Genomic DNA, 18,866 nt, shown 5'->3' with positions numbered 1-18,866 from the left:
ATAAGGCAGCAGGTATTTGACCACTACCTGCTACCCCAACTATTGACAAAGAACCTTTATAAAAAAATCAGGTAGGTCTGTAGTATTCCTACCTGATTTTTTTGGTTTTTTGCTGATCATTTAGCTGGTCAATGCTTTCTGAAATTCGGTTTAATGCTTCCAGAAATTGAGGTGTTGCTTCGCCCATGTTATTTCTGAGATATTTATTGAATTTAGAACCTTCATCCAAAATTTTTTGTCCCAGTTCTCTTCCCTTTTCAGTAAGATAAAGCTTTATTACTCTTCTGTCCTGGGCATAAAGTCTTCTTTCCACCAGTCCTTCTTTTTCCAGCTTGTCTACCATAGTGGTAAGGGAAGAATTTTCAATTTGGGAACGATTACCGATTTCGGAAAGAGTGGAACCGTCTTTTTCTAAAAGCGAAAATAATATAAATGATTGAGCCATATTAACTCCGAATTCAGCCATTTGTTGGGCAATGTATTTTTCTACCTTTTTCATGGTAGCTTTTAGTTGGTAGCATATAAAGGTTGTGAAATCTTCCATATATACCCCTTCCTTTAAAATTTTATGATGATGCACTTATTAATAATGTCTGAATATAAGATAAATGTCAAGGGAAATTAGCCTAAATTTGATTTTATTGCATTATGTGATTTTGTTGTTTATTTGACAAAAATTATAATTGTTTGTATTAAAAAAAACAATTTTATTTAAATAAAAATTTATAAATTGTGCTGGATTTAATAAATGTTATAAGATATAATTTGGAGTATAAAATTACGAATCGAATTATAAATTAAATTTTTAAATTATTATCTGTTATTTGAAAAAATACTTTTATTTATTAATTTTTAAATTTATATTAAATGGCTGGGAGATGGGAGTGAAATTATGAGTGATATTGTCAAATGGCAGTATAAGCAAAAGCTTATAACGGCTGACCAGGCTGCAGCTATGGTTAAGTCAGGAGACAGAATATGGTACAGTGAATTTGCCATGTTTCCGGAAACTTTAGACGAAGCTCTTGCTAAAAGGGTAGATGAGCTTGAAAATTTAAGAATAAGAAGTGTAAGTTACACAAAGCTTCCTAAAATAGTAGAGTTAGATCCGGAACGAAATCATGTCATTATGGAAGACTGGCACTTCAGCCGGATTTCACGCAGTTTGCATGATCGTGGACTTTGCAATTATATTCCGGTAAGCTACCACCAAGGACCGCGCATAGTAAAGAAGTATGATGAGGTTGATTTTGCTTTTGTCATGGTATCTCCTGTAGATCCTAAAGGTTTTTTCAATTTAGGGACTTCAAATTCGGTAACCCCGGCTTATTTAGCTAAAGCCAAAAAAATTATCGTTGAAGTGAATAATTCGGTACCTGTATGTTTGGGAGGTAACAGTGAATCTGTCCATATATCGCAGGTTGACTATATAGTGGAAGGAAAGAATTCCCCGTTGTTTGAGCTTCCTCCGGTTAAGCCTACTGAAAAAGATTATATAATTGCAGAATACATAATGAAAGAAATTGAAGATGGGGCAACTTTGCAGTTGGGTATAGGAGGTTTACCTAATGTTATAGGGGAAAAGATAGCAAACAGCGATCTTAAAGATTTAGGTGTTCATACAGAAATGATGGTGGATTCTTTTGTAGATATGTATAATTCAGGAAGGATTACAGGAGCTAAAAAAAATATTGATAAGTATAAAATGGTATATACCTTTGCCATGGGAACTTCTAAGCTGTATAGTTTTTTAGACAACAATCCTATGTGTGCAATTTATCCGGTAAACTATACTAATGATCCCAGAATTATTGCTCTTAATGATAAGGTAATAGCTATTAACAGTGCAGTGGAAATCGACCTTTTCAGTCAGGTGTGTTCAGAGAGTGCGGGAACCAGGCATATTTCCGGGACCGGAGGGCAGCTTGACTTTATATTTGGAGCTTTTGCTTCGCATGGAGGAAAGGGATTTATCTGTCTAAATTCGACTTATACAGATAAAAATGGCCAGGTTCATTCCCGTATAAAGCCTACCCTTAGCCCTGGATCAATAGTAACTGTGCCGCGTTCCATAGTACATTATGTAGTTACCGAATACGGGATGGTACAGCTAAAAGGTAAGTCAACCTGGGAAAGGGCAGAAGCTCTTATCAGCATAGCTCATCCGGACTTCAGGGATGAACTTATAAAAGCAACTCAAGAGATGAATATATGGACGCGGAGTAATAAAATAAAATAAGATAGAGTCTAGATTAAGGCGATTTCAGTTTATGAATCGGCAACTGAAATCGTCTTTCATTTTTATTGAAAAGTGGAAAGTAAATTTTATTTTAAGAATAGATTATAAAGGAATATCAAAATGTAGATATATACAGCAACTTCCAGCAGGCGGAAGATGAAAGCAGCTATAGTATAACCGTATACTTGCATAAAGCTGTGACCAAATTGACTCATGCGGGTTTGGGAATAAGTTTTTATCGTGTATTGGACGAAATATATAAGAGCACCTAGAGTTGTAAAGATGATGAGTGTCTCTAAAACCCCAAAAAGAAGGGCGAGACTTCTTAGAGACTTAATACTGGCTAAATGAGCTATAGCTGCAGTAGCAAGAACAAAAAAAATTATATTCCTGATAGATGCTTTCAATATATTGTAAAAAACCTCCCTTTGTCCTTCCAACAATCTCCAATCTCCCTTTAGTTAATTTATTTTATTATACAGCAACATTTTATGTTATAGAATTATTTTTTGCCTTTTGTATATTAGATTCAAAAAAATATTATTTCCATTATTTTCGTGTAAATAAAAGTAACAATTTGTAATTTATCCTCATATAGTATAAAGCCGGTATTTTTATGGAGGTGAAACTCATGAGCGCTTTAGGTTGGGCTCTGATATTACTGACTGTAATTAAAGGCGGATTATTGCTTTTTGGCTATCTTAATAACCAAGTTTTTCCGCAACCTTTAAGTGAAGATGAAGAAAAAAATTATCTAAAGGATTGTAAAAATGGCGATGAAGAGGCACGTAATCGACTTATAGAACATAATTTAAGATTGGTGGCTCATGTAGTGCGTAAGTATGAGAGCAGTGGGGAAGATATAGAAGATTTAATTTCTATTGGCACGATTGGACTTATAAAGGCTATTAAAACTTTTGACGAAGACAAGGGGGTTAGGCTTGCTACTTATGCTGCTAGATGTATTGAGAATGAAGTTCTTATGTATTTGCGAAATATAAAAAAGACCAGACAGGAATTGTATATCTATGACCCTATCGGATATGACAAAGACGGAAATGAGATATCTCTTATTGATGTACTTACTAATGACAATGAGATAGTAGATATGGTGGATGCTAAAATGCAGGAAGAAAGAATCCGGAGTAAAATGGGAGTTCTTACTTTAAGGGAACGTCAAGTAATTGAAATGCGTTACGGACTTTTTAATGGTATTAAGGAAACGCAGAGGGAGATTGCCAAAAAATTAGGTATATCACGATCTTATGTTTCACGTATTGAAAAAAGAGCATTAAAAAAATTAATAAGAGAACTGAATTTGGAAGCATAGATTTGTAAAAAAAACCGGAGAAAATTCGTATTTTCCGGTTTTATAATTTTTTGTTATGCAGCACACAAAATATTATTATTCGCTGTGTTTATTATTTTTTTATATTTTTAGGATAGAATTAAGAGGTAACGGATGATGTCTTGATCCAACAATGGTTCAGGAAATATTAAGAGCTTTACCAATAATAGCAATTGTCGTATAGTAATAACTAGACAAGAACATACAGTAAATTTTGACAAAAAATAAAATTCTAAATTTTCAGCGATATGGCAATTAGACAAATTTCGTGGAGCTTTTTAATGTTAAACATTATTGTTCCTTTCTCCGGGTAATTTAATTATGAGGGGTAAATATTGATAGGGGGCAGGATATATGAAGGATGAAAAAATCTTGTTCTGCGGAAACCCTAATGCTAGAGGGACGAAGGAATTTGCAGAAAGTCTTAGGCTGAAATACAGTGTCACTACAGTTGATAAACCTGAAGATGTAGTCAACATATTGAAACATGCACATTTTGATCTGGTTTTGCTTTATTTAGATGATGAAAAACAGGGCTATGAATACCAGATTAATTTGTTGCAGAATATTTTGGCGGTAGATGAAAATATTTCCGTGGTTTTTGCTGTTGCTCACCGTGATATTCAGGCTATGGTGCGTATTGCCCAATCTGGCGCATTTTACTACTGGGTTGGGGATCCGCCAGATATAGAACAAGGTTTGAAACTTGTTGATGAAAAGATGGAAATACATCGTGATATATTTAAAAAGGAGCCTTCAGAAAAAGCCCCTTTTGGAATAGTTGGCAGATCAGCTGCTATAAGGCGTGTGTTGGCTTTAATCAATAAAGTCAAGGATACGGATACCAATGTTATAATAACCGGAGAAAGTGGAACAGGTAAGGAATTGGTCGCCCATGCCCTGCATTTTGGAGGAAAAAGGAGAAGTGGTCCTTTTGAGGTAGTGAACTGCGGGGCTATTCCAGCTAACCTTATGGAATCTGAACTCTTTGGACATGCCAAGGGTGCTTTTACCGGTGCCTATCAGGCGCGCAAGGGCAAATTTGAATTGGCGCATGGGGGAACCCTTTTCTTGGATGAAATTGGTGAACTGGAACTGCCTTTGCAGGCAAAACTTCTCAGAGTGTTGGAGGATTTCAAAGTTGAACCAATCGGTTCGGGAACTTCGATAAATGTAGATGTTCGCATAATAACTGCGACTAATAGAGATTTAGAGAAGATGACCGAAGAAGGACTTTTCCGCGAAGATTTGCTTTTCAGGCTTAATGTGATAAATATACATCTTCCACCTTTAAGGGAACGAAAAGAAGATATACCTGTTTTAGTGAAACATTTCCTTAACAGATACTCTGAAAAATTTTCCATACCTATAGAAGGAATAGACAGCAAGGCTTTAGAAGCACTGGAGAACTATGACTGGCCGGGAAACATCAGGGAATTGCAAAATGTTATTCAAAGACTGGTAATTTTAAGTGAGGGAAGGCAGATAAAGCTTTCCGATCTTCCTAAAAGTCTGGTGAAGGCGAACCGAAAATCTTTTGCTGAAAATAACGGTTCATCTTTGGTGCCGGTCTATATTGGAGATACTTTAGAAGAAGCGGAAAAACGCATTATCTTATCGACTTTGCGATATTATAATGATAATAAAACCAGAGCGGCTGAAGTTTTAGGAATTACCGACCGCACTTTAAGAAATAAGCTGAAAATCTATCTTAATCAATAAAAACTTTATAGATCAAGATGGGAAACCAAGTAATTGTTTCCTTACCAGAAAAAATTACTTGGTTTTTTTTTGCCTGATTTAAATGATAAATATGTTATCTAGGGGATTATCCAGTTGGCATGATTTTTGCATTACTTAATAGCGAAAGGCAATATGCCATACGCTGTAATTACCTGTCCCCTAAACAAAAGTAAGCATGGTTAATCCTTAAAATAAAAGGAAGGAGATGCTTGGTAAAATGATGTTTGACACTGTTGTCAAAAATGCCATGATACCTCAGGGTGATCGTTTGGTGCCTGCTACCATTTTGGTTAAAGATGGAAAAATTGCAGGTATTACAAATGCAGAGCTTGAAGCCCACCTTTTAGAGGGTGTAAATGTAATTGATGCCCAGGGTAACATGGTGCTTCCGGGATGTATCGACTCTCATACTCACTTTATGGATCCTGGATTTACCCATCGTGAAACTTTCCTCGATGGCTGTAAAGCAGCAGCTGCTGGTGGACTTACCACTATAGTTGACATGCCTTGCTGCAGTGTGCCTTCAGTGCGCGGAGTAGCTGAACTGGAAAACAAACTTAATGCGATTAAGCCTCAGGCAATTATTGACTTTGGTTTATGGGGCGGTGTTACCGGTGAAGATGTTCGTAATGAAGTGCATTACAAAATTGTTCGTGAACAGGCTGATGCAGGAGTTTTAGCTTTTAAAGTTTACATGACTCCTTCGGTTCCTTCTTATCCGCGGGTAACCGACCCTGAAATGTTGGAAAGCTTTAAAGCTGTTGCTGAAACCGGGCTGCCGATTGGGATCCATGCGGAAAATTATGCGATGTGTGACTTCTATGTTCAGAAATTCCAGAAAGAAGGACGCATGGATGCTCCGGCTTGGTCAGAAGCCCGTATGCCTCTGGCTGAAAAAGTAGCTATTCAGCTTGGTATCAGTTTTGCTGAAGCAACCGGAGCCCGTCTGCATATCGTTCATATGGCTTTAGGTGAAGGGGCAAAACTGGTAGGAGAAGCTAAGAAAAAAGGTTTGGATGTAACTTCTGAAACTTGTCCTCACTATCTGGTATTAGATTATAAAGAAGCAATGAGCGAATATGGAGCATTTGCTAAGATAGCACCTCCGCTAAGAAGCAGAGAAGATAATGAACTGCTCTGGGAAGGCTTAAAGAATGGTAGTGTTGATTTTATAGCAACTGACCATGCTCCTTACGAAATTCCCACTGAAAAAGCAGCTGAAGGCATGACTATTTGGACTGCTTTCCCGGGAATACCTGGAGTTGAAACTATGGTACCTCTTATCGTAAGTGAAGGTTATAACAAAGGACGCATCAGTTTATCAAGATTGGTAGAAATTTTGAGCCGCAATGCAGCTATTCATTATGGATTGTATCCGAAGAAAGGTGCCATGGAAATTGGCTCTGACGCAGACTTTACTATTATAGATCTCAATAAAGAATGGGTAATTGATCAGGAAAAACAATACAGTAAAGCTAAATATACTCCATTACATGGTATGAAACTTAAAGGTAAAGTAGTAAAAACCGTTGTACGCGGTAAAGTTGTTTACGATGAAGCTCAAGGTATTGTTGGCGAACCTGGTTATGGCGAATTTGTAAAACGCCAGACCATAAGCAAATTAGATAGAAAAATAATATTTTAATTTACAAGGAGGAGATTTTTAATGGCTAAAGACAGACACTGTATTGTAATTATTGACATGCTCAATGACTTTATTGGACCTAATGCTCCCTTAAGATGTCCAGATGGAGAAAAGATTGTTCCCAATCTCCAGAAATTAGTTGATTTTGCTCACGAAAACGGCATTAATGTTGTTTTCGTTCAAGAAGCTCATCGTAAGGATGATGCAGACTTTAAGGTACGTCCTGTACATGCTATCAAAGGAACCTGGGGTTCTGACTTTATTCCTGAACTTTATCCTGATGAAGAAAAGGGCGACTACATCGTTCAGAAACGCAGACACAGTGCATTTGCTTACACTGATTTAGATCTTTATCTCAGAGAAGAAGGCTGCGATACCGTAGTTATTACTGGTGTATGGACTAATGTATGCTGCCGTTCAACTGCTTCCGATGCTCTTTACAGGGCTTACAAAGTTATTGCTATAAGTGACTGTAACGCATCTGCAACTCAGGAAATGCATGAAGCAGGTTTAAGAGATATGTCTCTGTTTGCTGAAGTTATCACCTTAGATGAATATATGTCCAAATATGGTAAACAGAACGGTAAATTTGCTGATGCTGAGTAATTAGAAAAAAGATTAATAAAAAATGCCCTGTGCTGCATAAGGTACAGGGCATTTTTAAAGAATAGTATATAGATGATGTTTTTTATGATGTGAGGAAGGAGTTTGAATATGAGCAAATTTGATTTGCGTGAGTACAAAAAATATTTAGAGCAAAAGGGAAGGCTTATTACCATCGGCAAAGAGGTAAGCACCGTTCATGAAATGGCTGCTGTACTTAAGAAAATTAATGGCGAGACTGGAGTTTTTTTTGAAAAAATAAAAGGATATGATATGCCTGCAATAAGCGGTCTTACCGGAAATCGCCAGGATTGGGCAGATTATTTCGGAACCAGTATTAACTTAATTCGTGAAAAAATACAAACGGCTATGGACAATCCTATTTCCTGGAAAGTGGTAGAAAATGCTCCCTGCCAAGAAGTTGAAATAGATCCTCCTTCTAATTTGTTGGACTTTTTACCTGCTCCTAAATTTAGCGAAAAAGATTCCGGGCATTTCTTGACTGCCGGGCTGGTTTTTGTTAAAGAAGAAGAAACCGGCAATATGCATATGTCGGTAAGGCGCATGCAGGTAAATGAAGATGGAACCATTTCAGTATTAATTGAGACTCCTGGATTGTGGAATCGTTATGTAGAAGCAGAAAAACAGGGTAAAGATTTGGAAATGGCAGTAGTAATTGGAGTTCATCCTTTGCTTATCTTAGCCAGCCAGATAAACAGCTATTTATATAAAGGGGACAAGATGGCAGTAGCCGGAGCTTTAGCTGGAGAAGCAGTTCCGGTAGTAAAATGCAAAACTATTGATGTTATGGTTCCTGCTTATGCCGAAATAGTCGTTGAAGGTAAAATGCTGGCTAATGTGAGAAAAACAGAAGGACCATTTGGCGAACTGGCCGGATATTACGGTCCTGCATCTGAACAGCCTATTTTAAAGATAAGCAAGATAACCCATCGTAGCAATCCCTGGTTCCAGGTTATAGGGCCAGGAACTTCTGATCACAAGCTGCCCAGTGCTTTGAACCGTGAAGTTGTGCTTTATAATACTATAAAACAGGTAGTTCCCGGGGTAAAAGATGTGCACATTACCGTAGCAGGCAGCGGACGTTTCCATGGAATTGTTTCCATAAATAAGCAGTACGAAGGTGAAGGGAAGACTGCTATTATGGCAGCTTTGGCCAGCAACAAGGATATGAAGCATGTGGTAGTAGTAAATGATGATGTAGATATATTTGATCCGGATGATGTGGAATGGGCTATCTCCAGCCGGGTACAGGCAGATCAGGATGTTGTAATTATAAGTGAAGCCAGGGGATGTCCTTTAGAACCTTCCAACAATATACGCGGAGTAAGTGCTAAAATGGGTATAGATGCAACTTATCCTTTAAAATATAAAGAATTATTCCAGCGCATTTATATCCCGGGAATAGATACTATAAATTTAGACGAATATATCAAAAAATAATTTGAAGTTATGTGCCTTTTTGGCACTTAACTTATAAATCTCTAACCGTCACTTTTTCACTGTCATTGCGGGGAAGCTCGAAAAGAGCGGCCTCGCTGTTTTTTATTGCGAGCAAAACTGTTGCTAAAATATGAAGCAAATGGTACAATATTTAATGATAATGATTATCATTATCATAATTGACATATGCCACTTATTATTATTTTTATAAGGAGGGCTTGTTGTGGAAAATATTTTAGTTGGGTTGATACTGTTATTAGCAGTTCTTTTATTGGTTTTTCGTATATATAAGCTTGCTAAGAATCCTCGTGCATGTAGTGGATGTTCTGAGAGCTGCAGTACCTGTGAAAATTCGGGCTTACAAAGAATTGAGAATAAGGAAAATAATTAATGCTTTAGGGAGGGATTGTTGTGTCGAGAACTTTAAAAGATTTGTTACCAGGAGAAAAGGCTAAAGTAATTAAGGTTTTGGGAAATGGAGCTATAAGGCGCAGGATGATGGATATGGGGATTGTCCCGGGTGTTGAGCTGGAAATGGAAAGGTATGCGCCTTTAGGGGATCCGGTTGAAATTAAGATAAAGGGCTATCATTTGTCTCTGCGTAAGGAAGAGGCGGAAAGCGTAGTTTTAGAATAGGGGGAGATTAAGTTGACTAAAAGGAGTCTGGTTATTGCTCTGGCAGGAAATCCAAACTGTGGAAAAACCACGATTTTTAATAGCCTTACCGGAGCAAGGCAGCATGTAGGTAATTATCCCGGGGTTACCGTAGAAAAAAAAGAGGGTTTTGTAAGATATAAGGACTATGAAATAAAGGTTATAGATTTGCCTGGAACTTACAGCCTTACAGCTTATTCGCCGGATGAAGTGGTGGCGCGGGATGTTATTTTGGAAGAAAAACCGGATTTAATGGTAAATATAGTTGACACTTCAAATTTAGAGCGAAATCTTTATCTTACTGTTCAGCTTAAGGAGCTTGAAGTTCCTATAGTATTAGCTTTAAATATGGCAGATGTAGCAGAGGCTGGTGGGATTGAAATAAATTATGATTTGTTTTCGAAATTGCTAGGGCTTAAAGTGGTCAGAACAGTTGGAACTAAAAATGAGGGCATTGAAGATCTTTTAGAGGCAATTATATGGGTAGCAGAACATAAAAATCAGGTATCTTCAAGGACAGTTCGTTTTACAGAAGACCTGGAAAATGTGATAAATGAAATTGTAGAAAATTTTAAAAATGATGTTGCTTTTGCAAATTGGAATTATCCGCTGAGATGGACTGCGATAAAGCTTTTAGAAAATGACAAAGAAGTTGTAAAAAAAATAAAGTCTTTGCCGGCTGGGGAAAGAATTTTGGAGTTAGTATCTAGAAAACAGGAGGAAATTCAAAGTCTGCTTAATGATGATGCAGAAATGGCGATAATCGAAGGGCGTTATGCCTTTATACGGGGTACGGTAAAGGAAGCAGTAACTGAAAAAGGGATAAATAAGTTTTCGTTTACTGAAGCTGTAGATAAGATTTTACTTAACCGCATTTTAGGTTTGCCTATTTTCTTTGGGGTTATGTGGTTGCTGTTTCAACTGACTTTTACCCTGGGTGCTCCTCCGATGGAATGGATTGAAAGCGGCTTTACCATTCTGGGCGAATGGGTGGGGAGCCATATGCAGGATGGATTGCTTAAGTCTTTAGTAGTTGATGGTATTATAGCTGGTGTAGGTGGAGTTATTGTATTTCTGCCCAACATTTTGCTTCTCTTTTTGGGAATTGCTTTTTTGGAAGGCACAGGATATATGGCACGGGCGGCTTTTGTTATGGATAAGATTATGCACCGGGTAGGTTTGCATGGAAAATCTTTTGTTCCGATGCTTACAGGGTTTGGCTGTAATATACCGGCTATCATGGCAACGAGAACTTTAGAAAATCCTAAAGACCGCTTGGTAACTATTCTTATAACACCGCTTATGAGCTGTGGAGCCAGGCTCCCGGTTTATACTTTATTGATTGCTGCCTTTTTCCCGAAGGAAGTAGCAGGAAATGTCCTTTTTTCCATTTATCTTATCGGTGTCTTACTGGCTATGCTTATGGCTAAAGTTTTTCGCACCTTTATTTTCAAAGGGGAATCGGAGCCTTTTGCTATGGAATTGCCTCTATACAGGATTCCGACTTTAAAAAGTGTCCTTATTCATATGTGGGAAAGGGCATGGCTATACTTAAAAAAAGCAGGTACCATTATATTGGCTGTATCAATTATCATGTGGGGATTGTTTACCTTCCCTATGGTAGATGCACAAGGTAATGAGTTTGAAAGTGCCGCTGAACAGATGGAACAAAGTTATGCAGGCAGAATCGGAAAAGCAATAGAACCGGTCATAGCTCCCCTGGGTTTTGACTGGAAAACAGGGGTTGCTCTGGTGGCTGGATTTGCGGCTAAAGAAGTTGTAGTAAGTACCCTGGGAACCCTTTATAGTATTGAAGATGAGGAAGCATTGACAGAGGAAGAAGACACAACAGTTAAAAGTTTTGCCCAAAGGGCTAAAGAACAGTCAGGTTATACGCCATTTACTGCTTATGTTTTAATGCTGTTTACTCTCATATATGTACCTTGTATGGCAACAATAGCGGTAATCAAACGCGAGACCAATGGGTGGAAATGGCCGCTTTTCACTGCAGGCTATACAACAGTTTTGGCCTGGGTAATATGTTTTGTTGTTTATCAAATGGGAACAGTTTTTGGAGCAGTATAAAAAGTACGTAATATCCTTATATCTTTTTGGACAGTTGTCTGTTTTAGGGGCAGGCGGACGGGTATTTTCGCACTTGGCTGCCTGTCCTATCTATGGATTTGGTCTTTTGCCGCTGTGCCTTCGCAGGGGCTTTCATGCTTAATTGGTGATACCTTGTGTATTTATATAGGTTGCGGGAATATTGTCAGGTCTGGTCGGTTTGGGGGAAGGCTATCTGTTAGTTCCAGGGCTGATTTATCTGTTTGGACTGCCGGTTTATGTAACGATGGGCACTTCACTGGTTACTGTTTTCCCTTTAGCCCTGGTAGGTGGAATCATCAAATGGCTGGAAGGATATGTAGCTTTAAAAGCTGTCCTCTTTACAGCTGCGGGGACAATAATAGGAGCACGTATAAGTGGTCAAACAATAATTAGAGAAGAGACATTTTTTGAAACGATAAAGAAGGATGTTAATTTGAAAAATGATTAAGTAAATGATTAAGTATATGTAAGTTTTTAGAATGTGATATGCACTGGAGACTTTTTCTCAAGTGCATATTTTTTTGCGAATAGGCTGGTATGTTATGTCATTTGTCTGTTATAAATGAATAAGAAAAACATTAGGGGAATATTATTTGCCGGGATAGTATTAATTTACTATAATTGGATATGAATAAGTGCCGATAAAATAAAAGATTTATTGCCGGAAAGGGTTGATACAGGTTGGAGTTATGAGAAGGATGAAACAGTAATAACGAATAGAGGTTTAGCTTGGCGCTTATGGGGGGGATAAAATGCCTGAATTACGCCGTGATCTGGTAAGAGACAGCTGGGTGCTTATTGCTACTGATACGGCGCTTAAGCCACGGGATTTCCCAATAAACAAGAATGGAATAGAGGTTAATAGTAATGGGGCTCTTTGTCCTTTTTGTGAAGGGAATGAATCTCATACTACTGCGGAGTTGGCTTCCCTTAGAAAGGATAATTCACTCCCGGATACCCCCGGTTGGCTTATAAGGACAGTAACCAATAAGTACTCCGGGTTTAAGCTGGAAGGAGAGCTTAAGTTAAGTGAAACAGGTATATATCAAAGCTGCAACGGATTGGGACAGCATGAAGTTATTATAGAAACTCCAGAACATAATGTGGAATTTCATCACTTTTCAGTTGAAAAAATAAAGGAAGTATATGAAATGCTTAAAGCCAGGTATAATTTGTTGGCTGATGATGAAAGAATAAAATATATACAGATATATAAAAATCGAGGTCTTTTTGCAGGTGCTTCTTTAGAACACAGCCACAGTCAGATCTTGGCTTTGCCTTTGGTGCCCAAAAACAGACCTGGGATCGAGGCTTATTGTAAAAAAGAGGGAAGATGTCTGATTTGTGATATCTTGAATGAGGAGAGAAAGTCAGGCAAGAGGGTTGTAATTGAAAATAGAGATTTTATAGTCGTTTGTCCTTATGCATCGCGCTTTCCTTATGAAGCCTGGATTATTCCAACGCGCCATGCAGAGCATTTTGGAGAGATTAGTGATGAGGAATTGATGAGTTTATCTGAAATTACTGCGAATTTTTTGCAGGAAATGGTCAGATGTCTTAATGATCCCTCATATAATATAATTATTAACTCTGCTCCGATAAATTGTGCTTATAATGCTGGGTATCACTGGTATATAGAGATTATACCGCGTTTAATTATTAACTCCGGGGTTGAAATTACTACCGGAATATATATGAATCCTGTGGCACCCGAAATTGCTGCTGCTATGTTTCGCGAAAATATGGCTGAATAAATATAGTAAAGAGGTAAAGAGGTTATGTTTAAAAAATTATATCCTGACATGTATGTTAATTCGCTTAAAGATATACCTTTGGAGAAACTGAAAAAAATGGGTAAAAAGTCTTTTATACTTGATCTTGATAATACAGTAACCGCATGGAACAGTAATGAAGTTGATGAAGAAATTTATTCCTGGTTTGTAAATATAAAAAAAGAAGGTTTTAAGGTTTGCCTTCTTTCCAATAATGTGGAAGAGAGGGTTTTAAGTGTAGCTAACAGCTTAGGTATTCCTTATATTTGCCGGGCAGGAAAACCGAGAAGAGGTTCATTTTACAGAGCTCTTTCTATTTTGGAATCTTATCCTGATGAAACGGTTGTAGTTGGGGATCAGATTTTTACGGATATATTAGGAGGAAACCGGGCTGGTATGTTTACTATATTGGTTGTACCCATTGCCAGGCGTGAGTTTATAGGAACAAAGATTGCGCGTTCCCTGGAATATTTGATTGTCCGCAGGCTTAAGAAGTATTTAGGTGATAATCAGGAAATTACTGATATTTAAAATTAATAAGCGGCATTAAGGTTGAATTTTATTCTGTTAAATGCCATAATTTGAATACAGGCGAATGTAGACAGACATTCGCTTTTATTAATGATGGAGGCATAATTTTATGCTTATAACGGCAAACACCAAGGTTATAGGTTTATTTGGCTATCCTTTAAAACATACATTATCTCCACTCATGCATAATGCGGTTCTTGAAAAAATGGGCCTTGATTATGTATATATCCCCTTTGAAGTTAATCCTGGTAATGTAAAAGATGCAGTAAAGTCTATAAAAAGTTTGAATTTTTTGGGAGTAAATGTGACTGTTCCGTTCAAGGAAGAGGTAATAGCCTATCTTGATGAATTGTCGGATGAGGCTTTAGCTTGCCAGGCGGTAAATCTGATTAAAAATGATAATGGCAGATTAATAGGAGATAATACAGATGGTAAAGGATTTTTAGAATCTTTGAAAGAAGAAGGTATCCCGTTGAAAGGAAAAGCAGTCATAATAGGAGCAGGAGGAGCTGCCCGGGCCATCTCTTATACTATGGCTAAAGCAGGTTTTGCTCCGATCTGTTTTTTTGATTTGAATGGCAGCAAAGCGGAAGCATTGGCAGAGTTTATAGAAAATAAAACCGGGATAAGGACAGCAGCGGGAACAATGAGTGAAGATGTTTTTTTAAGAGAATCTGGCGATGCAGATATAATAATAAACTGCAGTCCGGTTGGCATGTACCCTGATATTGAAGCTTTACCGGTAAAAAAATTGGATGGAATAAACCCTGATGCTGTGATATGTGATATTGTCTATAATCCCCTTGAAACTTTGTTTTTGAGAAAGGCTAAAGAAAAAGGCCATAAAGTTGTTAATGGAATAGGGATGTTTGTTTATCAGGGAGCTCTGACTTTGCAAATACTTACCGGTTTTAATCCTCCGGTGGAATTAATGAAAGAAGTGGTTTATCGCCATGTCAGAGGAAGAAAGGGTTGAAAAAGGTTTTACCATAGTTGAACTGTTATGTGTATTGATAATTGTTTCTTTTATGTTATTTATGGCTTTTCCACATTTTGAAAAGGTGAAAGAAAGGTATGAGCTGAAAACAGAAGCCCAAAAGATGGCCTGGGTTTTGCGATCCGCCCGGCAGGAGGCTATTTTGAGCGGAATATCGCAGAGTGTTTATTTTTATCCTCTTGTTAATAAATATAAAGATCATAAGGGAGAATGGCATGAACTGCCTTCAACTTTTAAAATGGGAGTTAATTTCACCACTTTTGCCGGCAGGCCGGCCTGTGTTTTTTCGCCTGAGGGGGCACCTGATGGAGGAACTGTAACTTTAATAAGCCGGTCACAGTTTAAGCAGTATATAATTGTAAGCCCTGTAACAGGAAGGGTTCGAGTATCGCAGTATCCGCCGCAGTATATGTAGAAGAAATGGGGAGATAGACAATTATGTTCCTGGAACTTTTATTTATATTTTTTGCCCGTATCATTGATGTATCTTTAGGCACTATACGCATGATATTTGTTGTTCGGGGAGATAAAGTTCCAGCTGCGATTATAGGCTTTTTTGAAATCATGGTATATACTCTGGCCTTGGGTATGGTGGTGGGCTCACTTGATAATCCTGTAAAACTGCTGGTTTTTTGCAGTGGATTTTCTTTGGGAATTTTAGTCGGGTCAGTTATTGAAGAGAAACTGGCATTAGGCTATCGAGGTATAGAAGTTGTTATTGACCGGGAACATGCTGGTATAGTGGAAGAATTGAGAGAGGAAGGTTATCCGGTTACCTGCTGGGGAGCATCAGGAAAGGCTGGAGATAAGTTGGTTTTGAATATTTTTGTAAAGCGAAATTTAGCTAATACCTTGACTGAGAAGATCTATGAAAAGGATCCTAATGCTTTTATTATATTTATGGAGCCCAAAAAGTTTAAAGGGGGCTATATTAAGAAAAAATAGGGGGAAAAAATGTGCTGAAATTTACTACTTCCGGGGAGTCGCACGGAAAAGGGCTGGTATGTGTAATTGAAGGTATGCCGGCTGGTCTTTTAATTGATGAACAATATATCAATAATGAGCTGACCCGCAGGCAGAAAGGCTACGGCAGAGGCGGGCGCATGAAGATAGAAAGAGATAAGATAGAGATCATAGGCGGAGTACGGGATAGAAAAACTTTGGGAAGTCCTATCAGTTTTATCATTTGGAATAATGACCATGAAAATTGGCAGGATATAATGGGAGCCGGTGAATGTAAAGGGGCAAATGAGAAAGTACTTACCCGTCCTCGCCCAGGACATGCTGATCTGCCAGGGGCGATTAAATATAATCACAGGGATATGCGAAATGTTTTAGAAAGGGCCAGTGCCCGGGAGACAGCGGTCAGGGTTGCAGCTGGTGCATTTTTTAAGCAATTATTAGCTTATTTTAACATATATATATATAGCCAGGTAATTTCTATAGGAGATGTTAGAGGAAAGCCATTTGAAGTATGTAGGGAAAATCTTTCCCTATTGTGGGAAAAAACAAATGCTTCTCTGGTAGGCTGTCCGGATGAAGAGGGAGAAAAGCTGATGATTGAAGCTATTGAAAAAGCCAGAAGTTCAGGGGAATCATTAGGGGGAAGCTTTGAAGTCGGGGCGTTAGGAGCAATTCCGGGATTGGGAAGCCATACGAGCTGGGATAAAAGGTTGGATGGCAGATTGGCAGGCCTTATTATGAGCATCCCGGCTATCAAGGCAGTGGAAATAGGAGAAGGAATAGCCAATTCTTTTAATTCGGGCTCTAAAGTGCATGATGAAATTTTTTACAGCCAGGATAAAGGGATTTACCGGAAAACTAACCGGGCTGGGGGAATAGAAGGCGGAATAACAAATGGAGAAACAGTATGGCTTAGGGCATATATGAAGCCTATCCCTACTCTTTATAAACCGCTTAACAGTATAGATACAGCGGTCTGGCAGGAAGAAAAGGCAGGAGTAGAAAGGTCAGATGTATGTGCTGTGCCGGCTGCAGCAGTAGTAGCTGAAGCTATGCTGGCATATGGAATAGCAGAAGCTTTTTTGGATAAATTTGGCCATGATAACATAGAACATATAAAAGAAGCATATGAAAATTATATAAAATATATGGGAAGAGAGTGGAAATGGAAAAGAATATAGTTTTAATCGGTTTTATGGGAACAGGAAAAAGCAGCATAGGCGTAAAACTGGCAGAAAAACTTAATATGAATTTTGTGGATATGGATAGGGAAATAGAGAGGATTACTGGCATGTCGGTTGGCGAACTGTTCAGGCGTCATGGAGAGATAAGGTTTAGGTCGGAAGAAAGGCTTATGGCACAAAAATTGAGCCGCCGGAAAAACCTGGTCATTGCAACCGGGGGAGGAGTGGTGCTGCAGGAGCAGAATATTGCACTGCTTCGGGAAAATGGAATTTTAATCTGTCTTACTGCTGCTCCAGAAGATATTTTTGAACGGGTAAAACGCAAGAGAGCTAATCGTCCCCTGCTTAAAAAGAATCTAAAGGTTGAAGATATAGATGCTATGCTGAAAGCCAGAGAGCCTTATTATTCGGTAGCAGATTTTACAGTTAATACCAGTGGACGTGAGATAGATGCAGTTGTAGATGATATTGTAAATTATATAAAGTCTTTAGAGAAAAACAGTGTTTGATGAAAGGATGAAAAATTTTGCAGAGGCTTAAGGTTAATTTAGGAGAAAGAAGTTATTTTATAAATATAGAAGCTGGTATTTTAGAGCGGACAGGGGAAATTATAAAAGAAATAAATTCAGGCAAACAGGTTTTTCTGGTAAGCAATCCTACGGTTTTTCCATTGTATGGAGAAAAAGTGACAGATTCTTTGAAAAGGGCAGGATTTAATGTTGAGACAGCTTTTATGCCTGATGGGGAAAGATATAAGAATTTGCATGAGGCAATGAAAATTTTAGATAAAGCGGTGGAGTTTAATCTTGAGCGGAGCAGTGTTGTCGCAGCTTTAGGTGGTGGAGTAGTAGGAGATTTGGCCGGTTTTGTTGCTGCCATATACCAGAGAGGTGTAGACTTTGTTCAGATACCTACCACCCTTTTATCCCAGGTGGACAGCAGTGTAGGCGGAAAAGTAGCGGTAAATCATCCCCAGGGCAAAAATCTTATAGGTTCTTTTCATCAGCCTAGGACAGTTATAATTGACCCCATAACACTTAATACTTTAGAAGAAAAAGAATATAAAAACGGCCTGGGTGAAGTGGTAAAATACGGGCTCATATATGATGCTGAGTTTTTTAATTTTTTGGAAGAAAATGCTAATGCAATAAAAAATAAGGAACCGGATGTGGTAGTTGAAATTATTTATAGATCCTGTGCCATAAAAAGCATTATTGTAGAAAAAGACGAAAAAGAAGCAGGCATAAGGGCCTTGCTTAATTTAGGGCATACTTTTGGACATGCCTTGGAAAAGCTCACTGATTATGAAGTTTATGGACATGGAGAAGCTCTAGTCATGGGAACGGTAGCAGCAGCTTTTTTAGCCCGGGATAAAAAACATATAGGAGATGCTGAACTGGTAAGGATTATAAATTTATATAAAAAACTAGACATATATAAGCCTTTTCCTCTGATAGATCCGGAACAGGTTTATAGTGCGATGCTTAATGACAAAAAAGTTATGAAAGGCAGACTCCGCTTGGTATTGCCGAATTCTATCGGTAGCTGTCTGATAACAGATGAAGCTGATAAAATAGAAATAATAAATGCTATAAAGAAAGCGCAGCAGGGAATATAGAT

General features: G+C 38.1%; 21 protein-coding genes. 19 read left to right on the top strand and 2 right to left on the bottom strand.

Annotation, left to right across the window (positions count from 1 at the left end; all coding sequences use genetic code 11):
• Window positions 1–88 precede the first annotated feature (88 nt).
• Complete coding sequence (locus H0Z36_RS06910) at window positions 89–544, bottom strand: MarR family transcriptional regulator (protein ID WP_296864829.1); 456 nt, start codon at window positions 542–544, stop codon at window positions 89–91.
• A 348-nt stretch (window positions 545–892) separates the two neighbouring features.
• On the opposite strand from H0Z36_RS06910, the gene H0Z36_RS06905 reads away from it, so the two are divergent.
• Window positions 893–2,239 (top strand): acetyl-CoA hydrolase/transferase C-terminal domain-containing protein, encoded by a 1,347-nt coding sequence (locus H0Z36_RS06905; protein ID WP_296864827.1) that lies wholly within the window; start codon window positions 893–895, stop codon window positions 2,237–2,239.
• Window positions 2,240–2,325: 86 nt separating this feature from the next.
• Here the strand turns inward: H0Z36_RS06905 and H0Z36_RS06900 are convergent, their stop codons facing one another.
• Entirely contained in the window at window positions 2,326–2,679 is a 354-nt protein-coding gene (locus H0Z36_RS06900) for a hypothetical protein (protein ID WP_296864826.1), read from the bottom strand.
• Window positions 2,680–2,870: 191 nt separating this feature from the next.
• On the opposite strand from H0Z36_RS06900, the gene sigK reads away from it, so the two are divergent.
• The 18 genes from sigK to aroB all read left to right on the top strand — a co-directional run bounded on the left by sigK (window position 2,871) and on the right by aroB (window position 18,864).
• Window positions 2,871–3,569, top strand: coding sequence for an RNA polymerase sporulation sigma factor SigK (sigK, locus tag H0Z36_RS06895; RefSeq protein ID WP_296864824.1), 699 nt, complete (start codon window positions 2,871–2,873; stop codon window positions 3,567–3,569).
• A 372-nt stretch (window positions 3,570–3,941) separates the two neighbouring features.
• On the top strand, window positions 3,942–5,309 hold the full coding sequence (locus tag H0Z36_RS06890) for a sigma-54 dependent transcriptional regulator (RefSeq protein ID WP_296864823.1): 1,368 nt from the start codon (window positions 3,942–3,944) through the stop codon (window positions 5,307–5,309).
• 238 nt (window positions 5,310–5,547) lie between these two features.
• Window positions 5,548–6,975 carry an allantoinase AllB gene (gene allB / locus H0Z36_RS06885; RefSeq protein ID WP_296864821.1) on the top strand — a complete coding sequence of 476 codons (1,428 nt, stop codon included), beginning with the start codon at window positions 5,548–5,550 and terminating at the stop codon, window positions 6,973–6,975.
• 21 nt (window positions 6,976–6,996) lie between these two features.
• On the top strand, window positions 6,997–7,581 hold the full coding sequence (locus H0Z36_RS06880; RefSeq protein ID WP_296864820.1) for a cysteine hydrolase: 585 nt from the start codon (window positions 6,997–6,999) through the stop codon (window positions 7,579–7,581).
• Between the two features lie 108 nt (window positions 7,582–7,689).
• The gene (locus H0Z36_RS06875; RefSeq protein ID WP_296864818.1) at window positions 7,690–9,039 is read left to right on the top strand and encodes a UbiD family decarboxylase; all 1,350 of its coding nucleotides are present in this window, start codon (window positions 7,690–7,692) and stop codon (window positions 9,037–9,039) included.
• Window positions 9,040–9,262: 223 nt separating this feature from the next.
• A complete protein-coding gene (locus tag H0Z36_RS10665) occupies window positions 9,263–9,430 on the top strand; it encodes a FeoB-associated Cys-rich membrane protein (RefSeq protein WP_366508875.1) in 168 nt (55 codons plus the stop codon).
• Window positions 9,431–9,450: 20 nt separating this feature from the next.
• Entirely contained in the window at window positions 9,451–9,675 is a 225-nt protein-coding gene (locus tag H0Z36_RS06870; protein WP_296864816.1) for a FeoA family protein, read from the top strand.
• A gap of 12 nt (window positions 9,676–9,687) precedes the next feature.
• The gene (feoB, locus tag H0Z36_RS06865) at window positions 9,688–11,778 is read left to right on the top strand and encodes a ferrous iron transport protein B (RefSeq protein WP_296864814.1); all 2,091 of its coding nucleotides are present in this window, start codon (window positions 9,688–9,690) and stop codon (window positions 11,776–11,778) included.
• A complete protein-coding gene (locus H0Z36_RS06860) occupies window positions 11,765–11,920 on the top strand; it encodes a hypothetical protein (protein ID WP_296864812.1) in 156 nt (51 codons plus the stop codon). The genes feoB and H0Z36_RS06860 overlap by 14 nt, the downstream gene beginning before the upstream one ends.
• Before the next feature lie 39 nt (window positions 11,921–11,959).
• Window positions 11,960–12,247 carry a sulfite exporter TauE/SafE family protein gene (locus H0Z36_RS06855; protein WP_296864810.1) on the top strand — a complete coding sequence of 96 codons (288 nt, stop codon included), beginning with the start codon at window positions 11,960–11,962 and terminating at the stop codon, window positions 12,245–12,247.
• Window positions 12,248–12,551: 304 nt separating this feature from the next.
• A complete protein-coding gene (locus H0Z36_RS06850; RefSeq protein ID WP_296864808.1) occupies window positions 12,552–13,553 on the top strand; it encodes a DUF4931 domain-containing protein in 1,002 nt (333 codons plus the stop codon).
• Window positions 13,554–13,577: 24 nt separating this feature from the next.
• A complete protein-coding gene (locus H0Z36_RS06845) occupies window positions 13,578–14,102 on the top strand; it encodes a YqeG family HAD IIIA-type phosphatase (RefSeq protein ID WP_296864806.1) in 525 nt (174 codons plus the stop codon).
• Window positions 14,103–14,211: 109 nt separating this feature from the next.
• On the top strand, window positions 14,212–15,078 hold the full coding sequence (gene aroE / locus H0Z36_RS06840; RefSeq protein ID WP_296864804.1) for a shikimate dehydrogenase: 867 nt from the start codon (window positions 14,212–14,214) through the stop codon (window positions 15,076–15,078).
• Complete coding sequence (locus H0Z36_RS06835; RefSeq protein ID WP_296864802.1) at window positions 15,056–15,514, top strand: GspH/FimT family pseudopilin; 459 nt, start codon at window positions 15,056–15,058, stop codon at window positions 15,512–15,514. The genes aroE and H0Z36_RS06835 overlap by 23 nt, the downstream gene beginning before the upstream one ends.
• Before the next feature lie 23 nt (window positions 15,515–15,537).
• Window positions 15,538–16,044: a DUF5698 domain-containing protein gene (locus H0Z36_RS06830; protein WP_296864800.1), complete on the top strand. Its 507-nt coding sequence runs from the start codon at window positions 15,538–15,540 to the stop codon at window positions 16,042–16,044.
• An 11-nt stretch (window positions 16,045–16,055) separates the two neighbouring features.
• The gene (gene aroC / locus H0Z36_RS06825; RefSeq protein ID WP_296864798.1) at window positions 16,056–17,243 is read left to right on the top strand and encodes a chorismate synthase; all 1,188 of its coding nucleotides are present in this window, start codon (window positions 16,056–16,058) and stop codon (window positions 17,241–17,243) included.
• Entirely contained in the window at window positions 17,228–17,755 is a 528-nt protein-coding gene (locus H0Z36_RS06820; protein WP_296864795.1) for a shikimate kinase, read from the top strand. The genes aroC and H0Z36_RS06820 overlap by 16 nt, the downstream gene beginning before the upstream one ends.
• Window positions 17,756–17,772: 17 nt before the next feature.
• Window positions 17,773–18,864 (top strand): 3-dehydroquinate synthase, encoded by a 1,092-nt coding sequence (aroB, locus tag H0Z36_RS06815; protein ID WP_296864793.1) that lies wholly within the window; start codon window positions 17,773–17,775, stop codon window positions 18,862–18,864.
• The last annotated feature ends 2 nt before the right edge of the window (window positions 18,865–18,866 follow it).

This window comes from Thermosyntropha sp. (genome assembly GCF_017656155.1).
Classification (GTDB): domain Bacteria; phylum Bacillota; class Syntrophomonadia; order Syntrophomonadales; family Syntrophomonadaceae; genus Thermosyntropha.
Note: the sequence above shows the minus strand (reverse complement) of the source record. Positions and strands in the feature narration are given on the sequence as shown.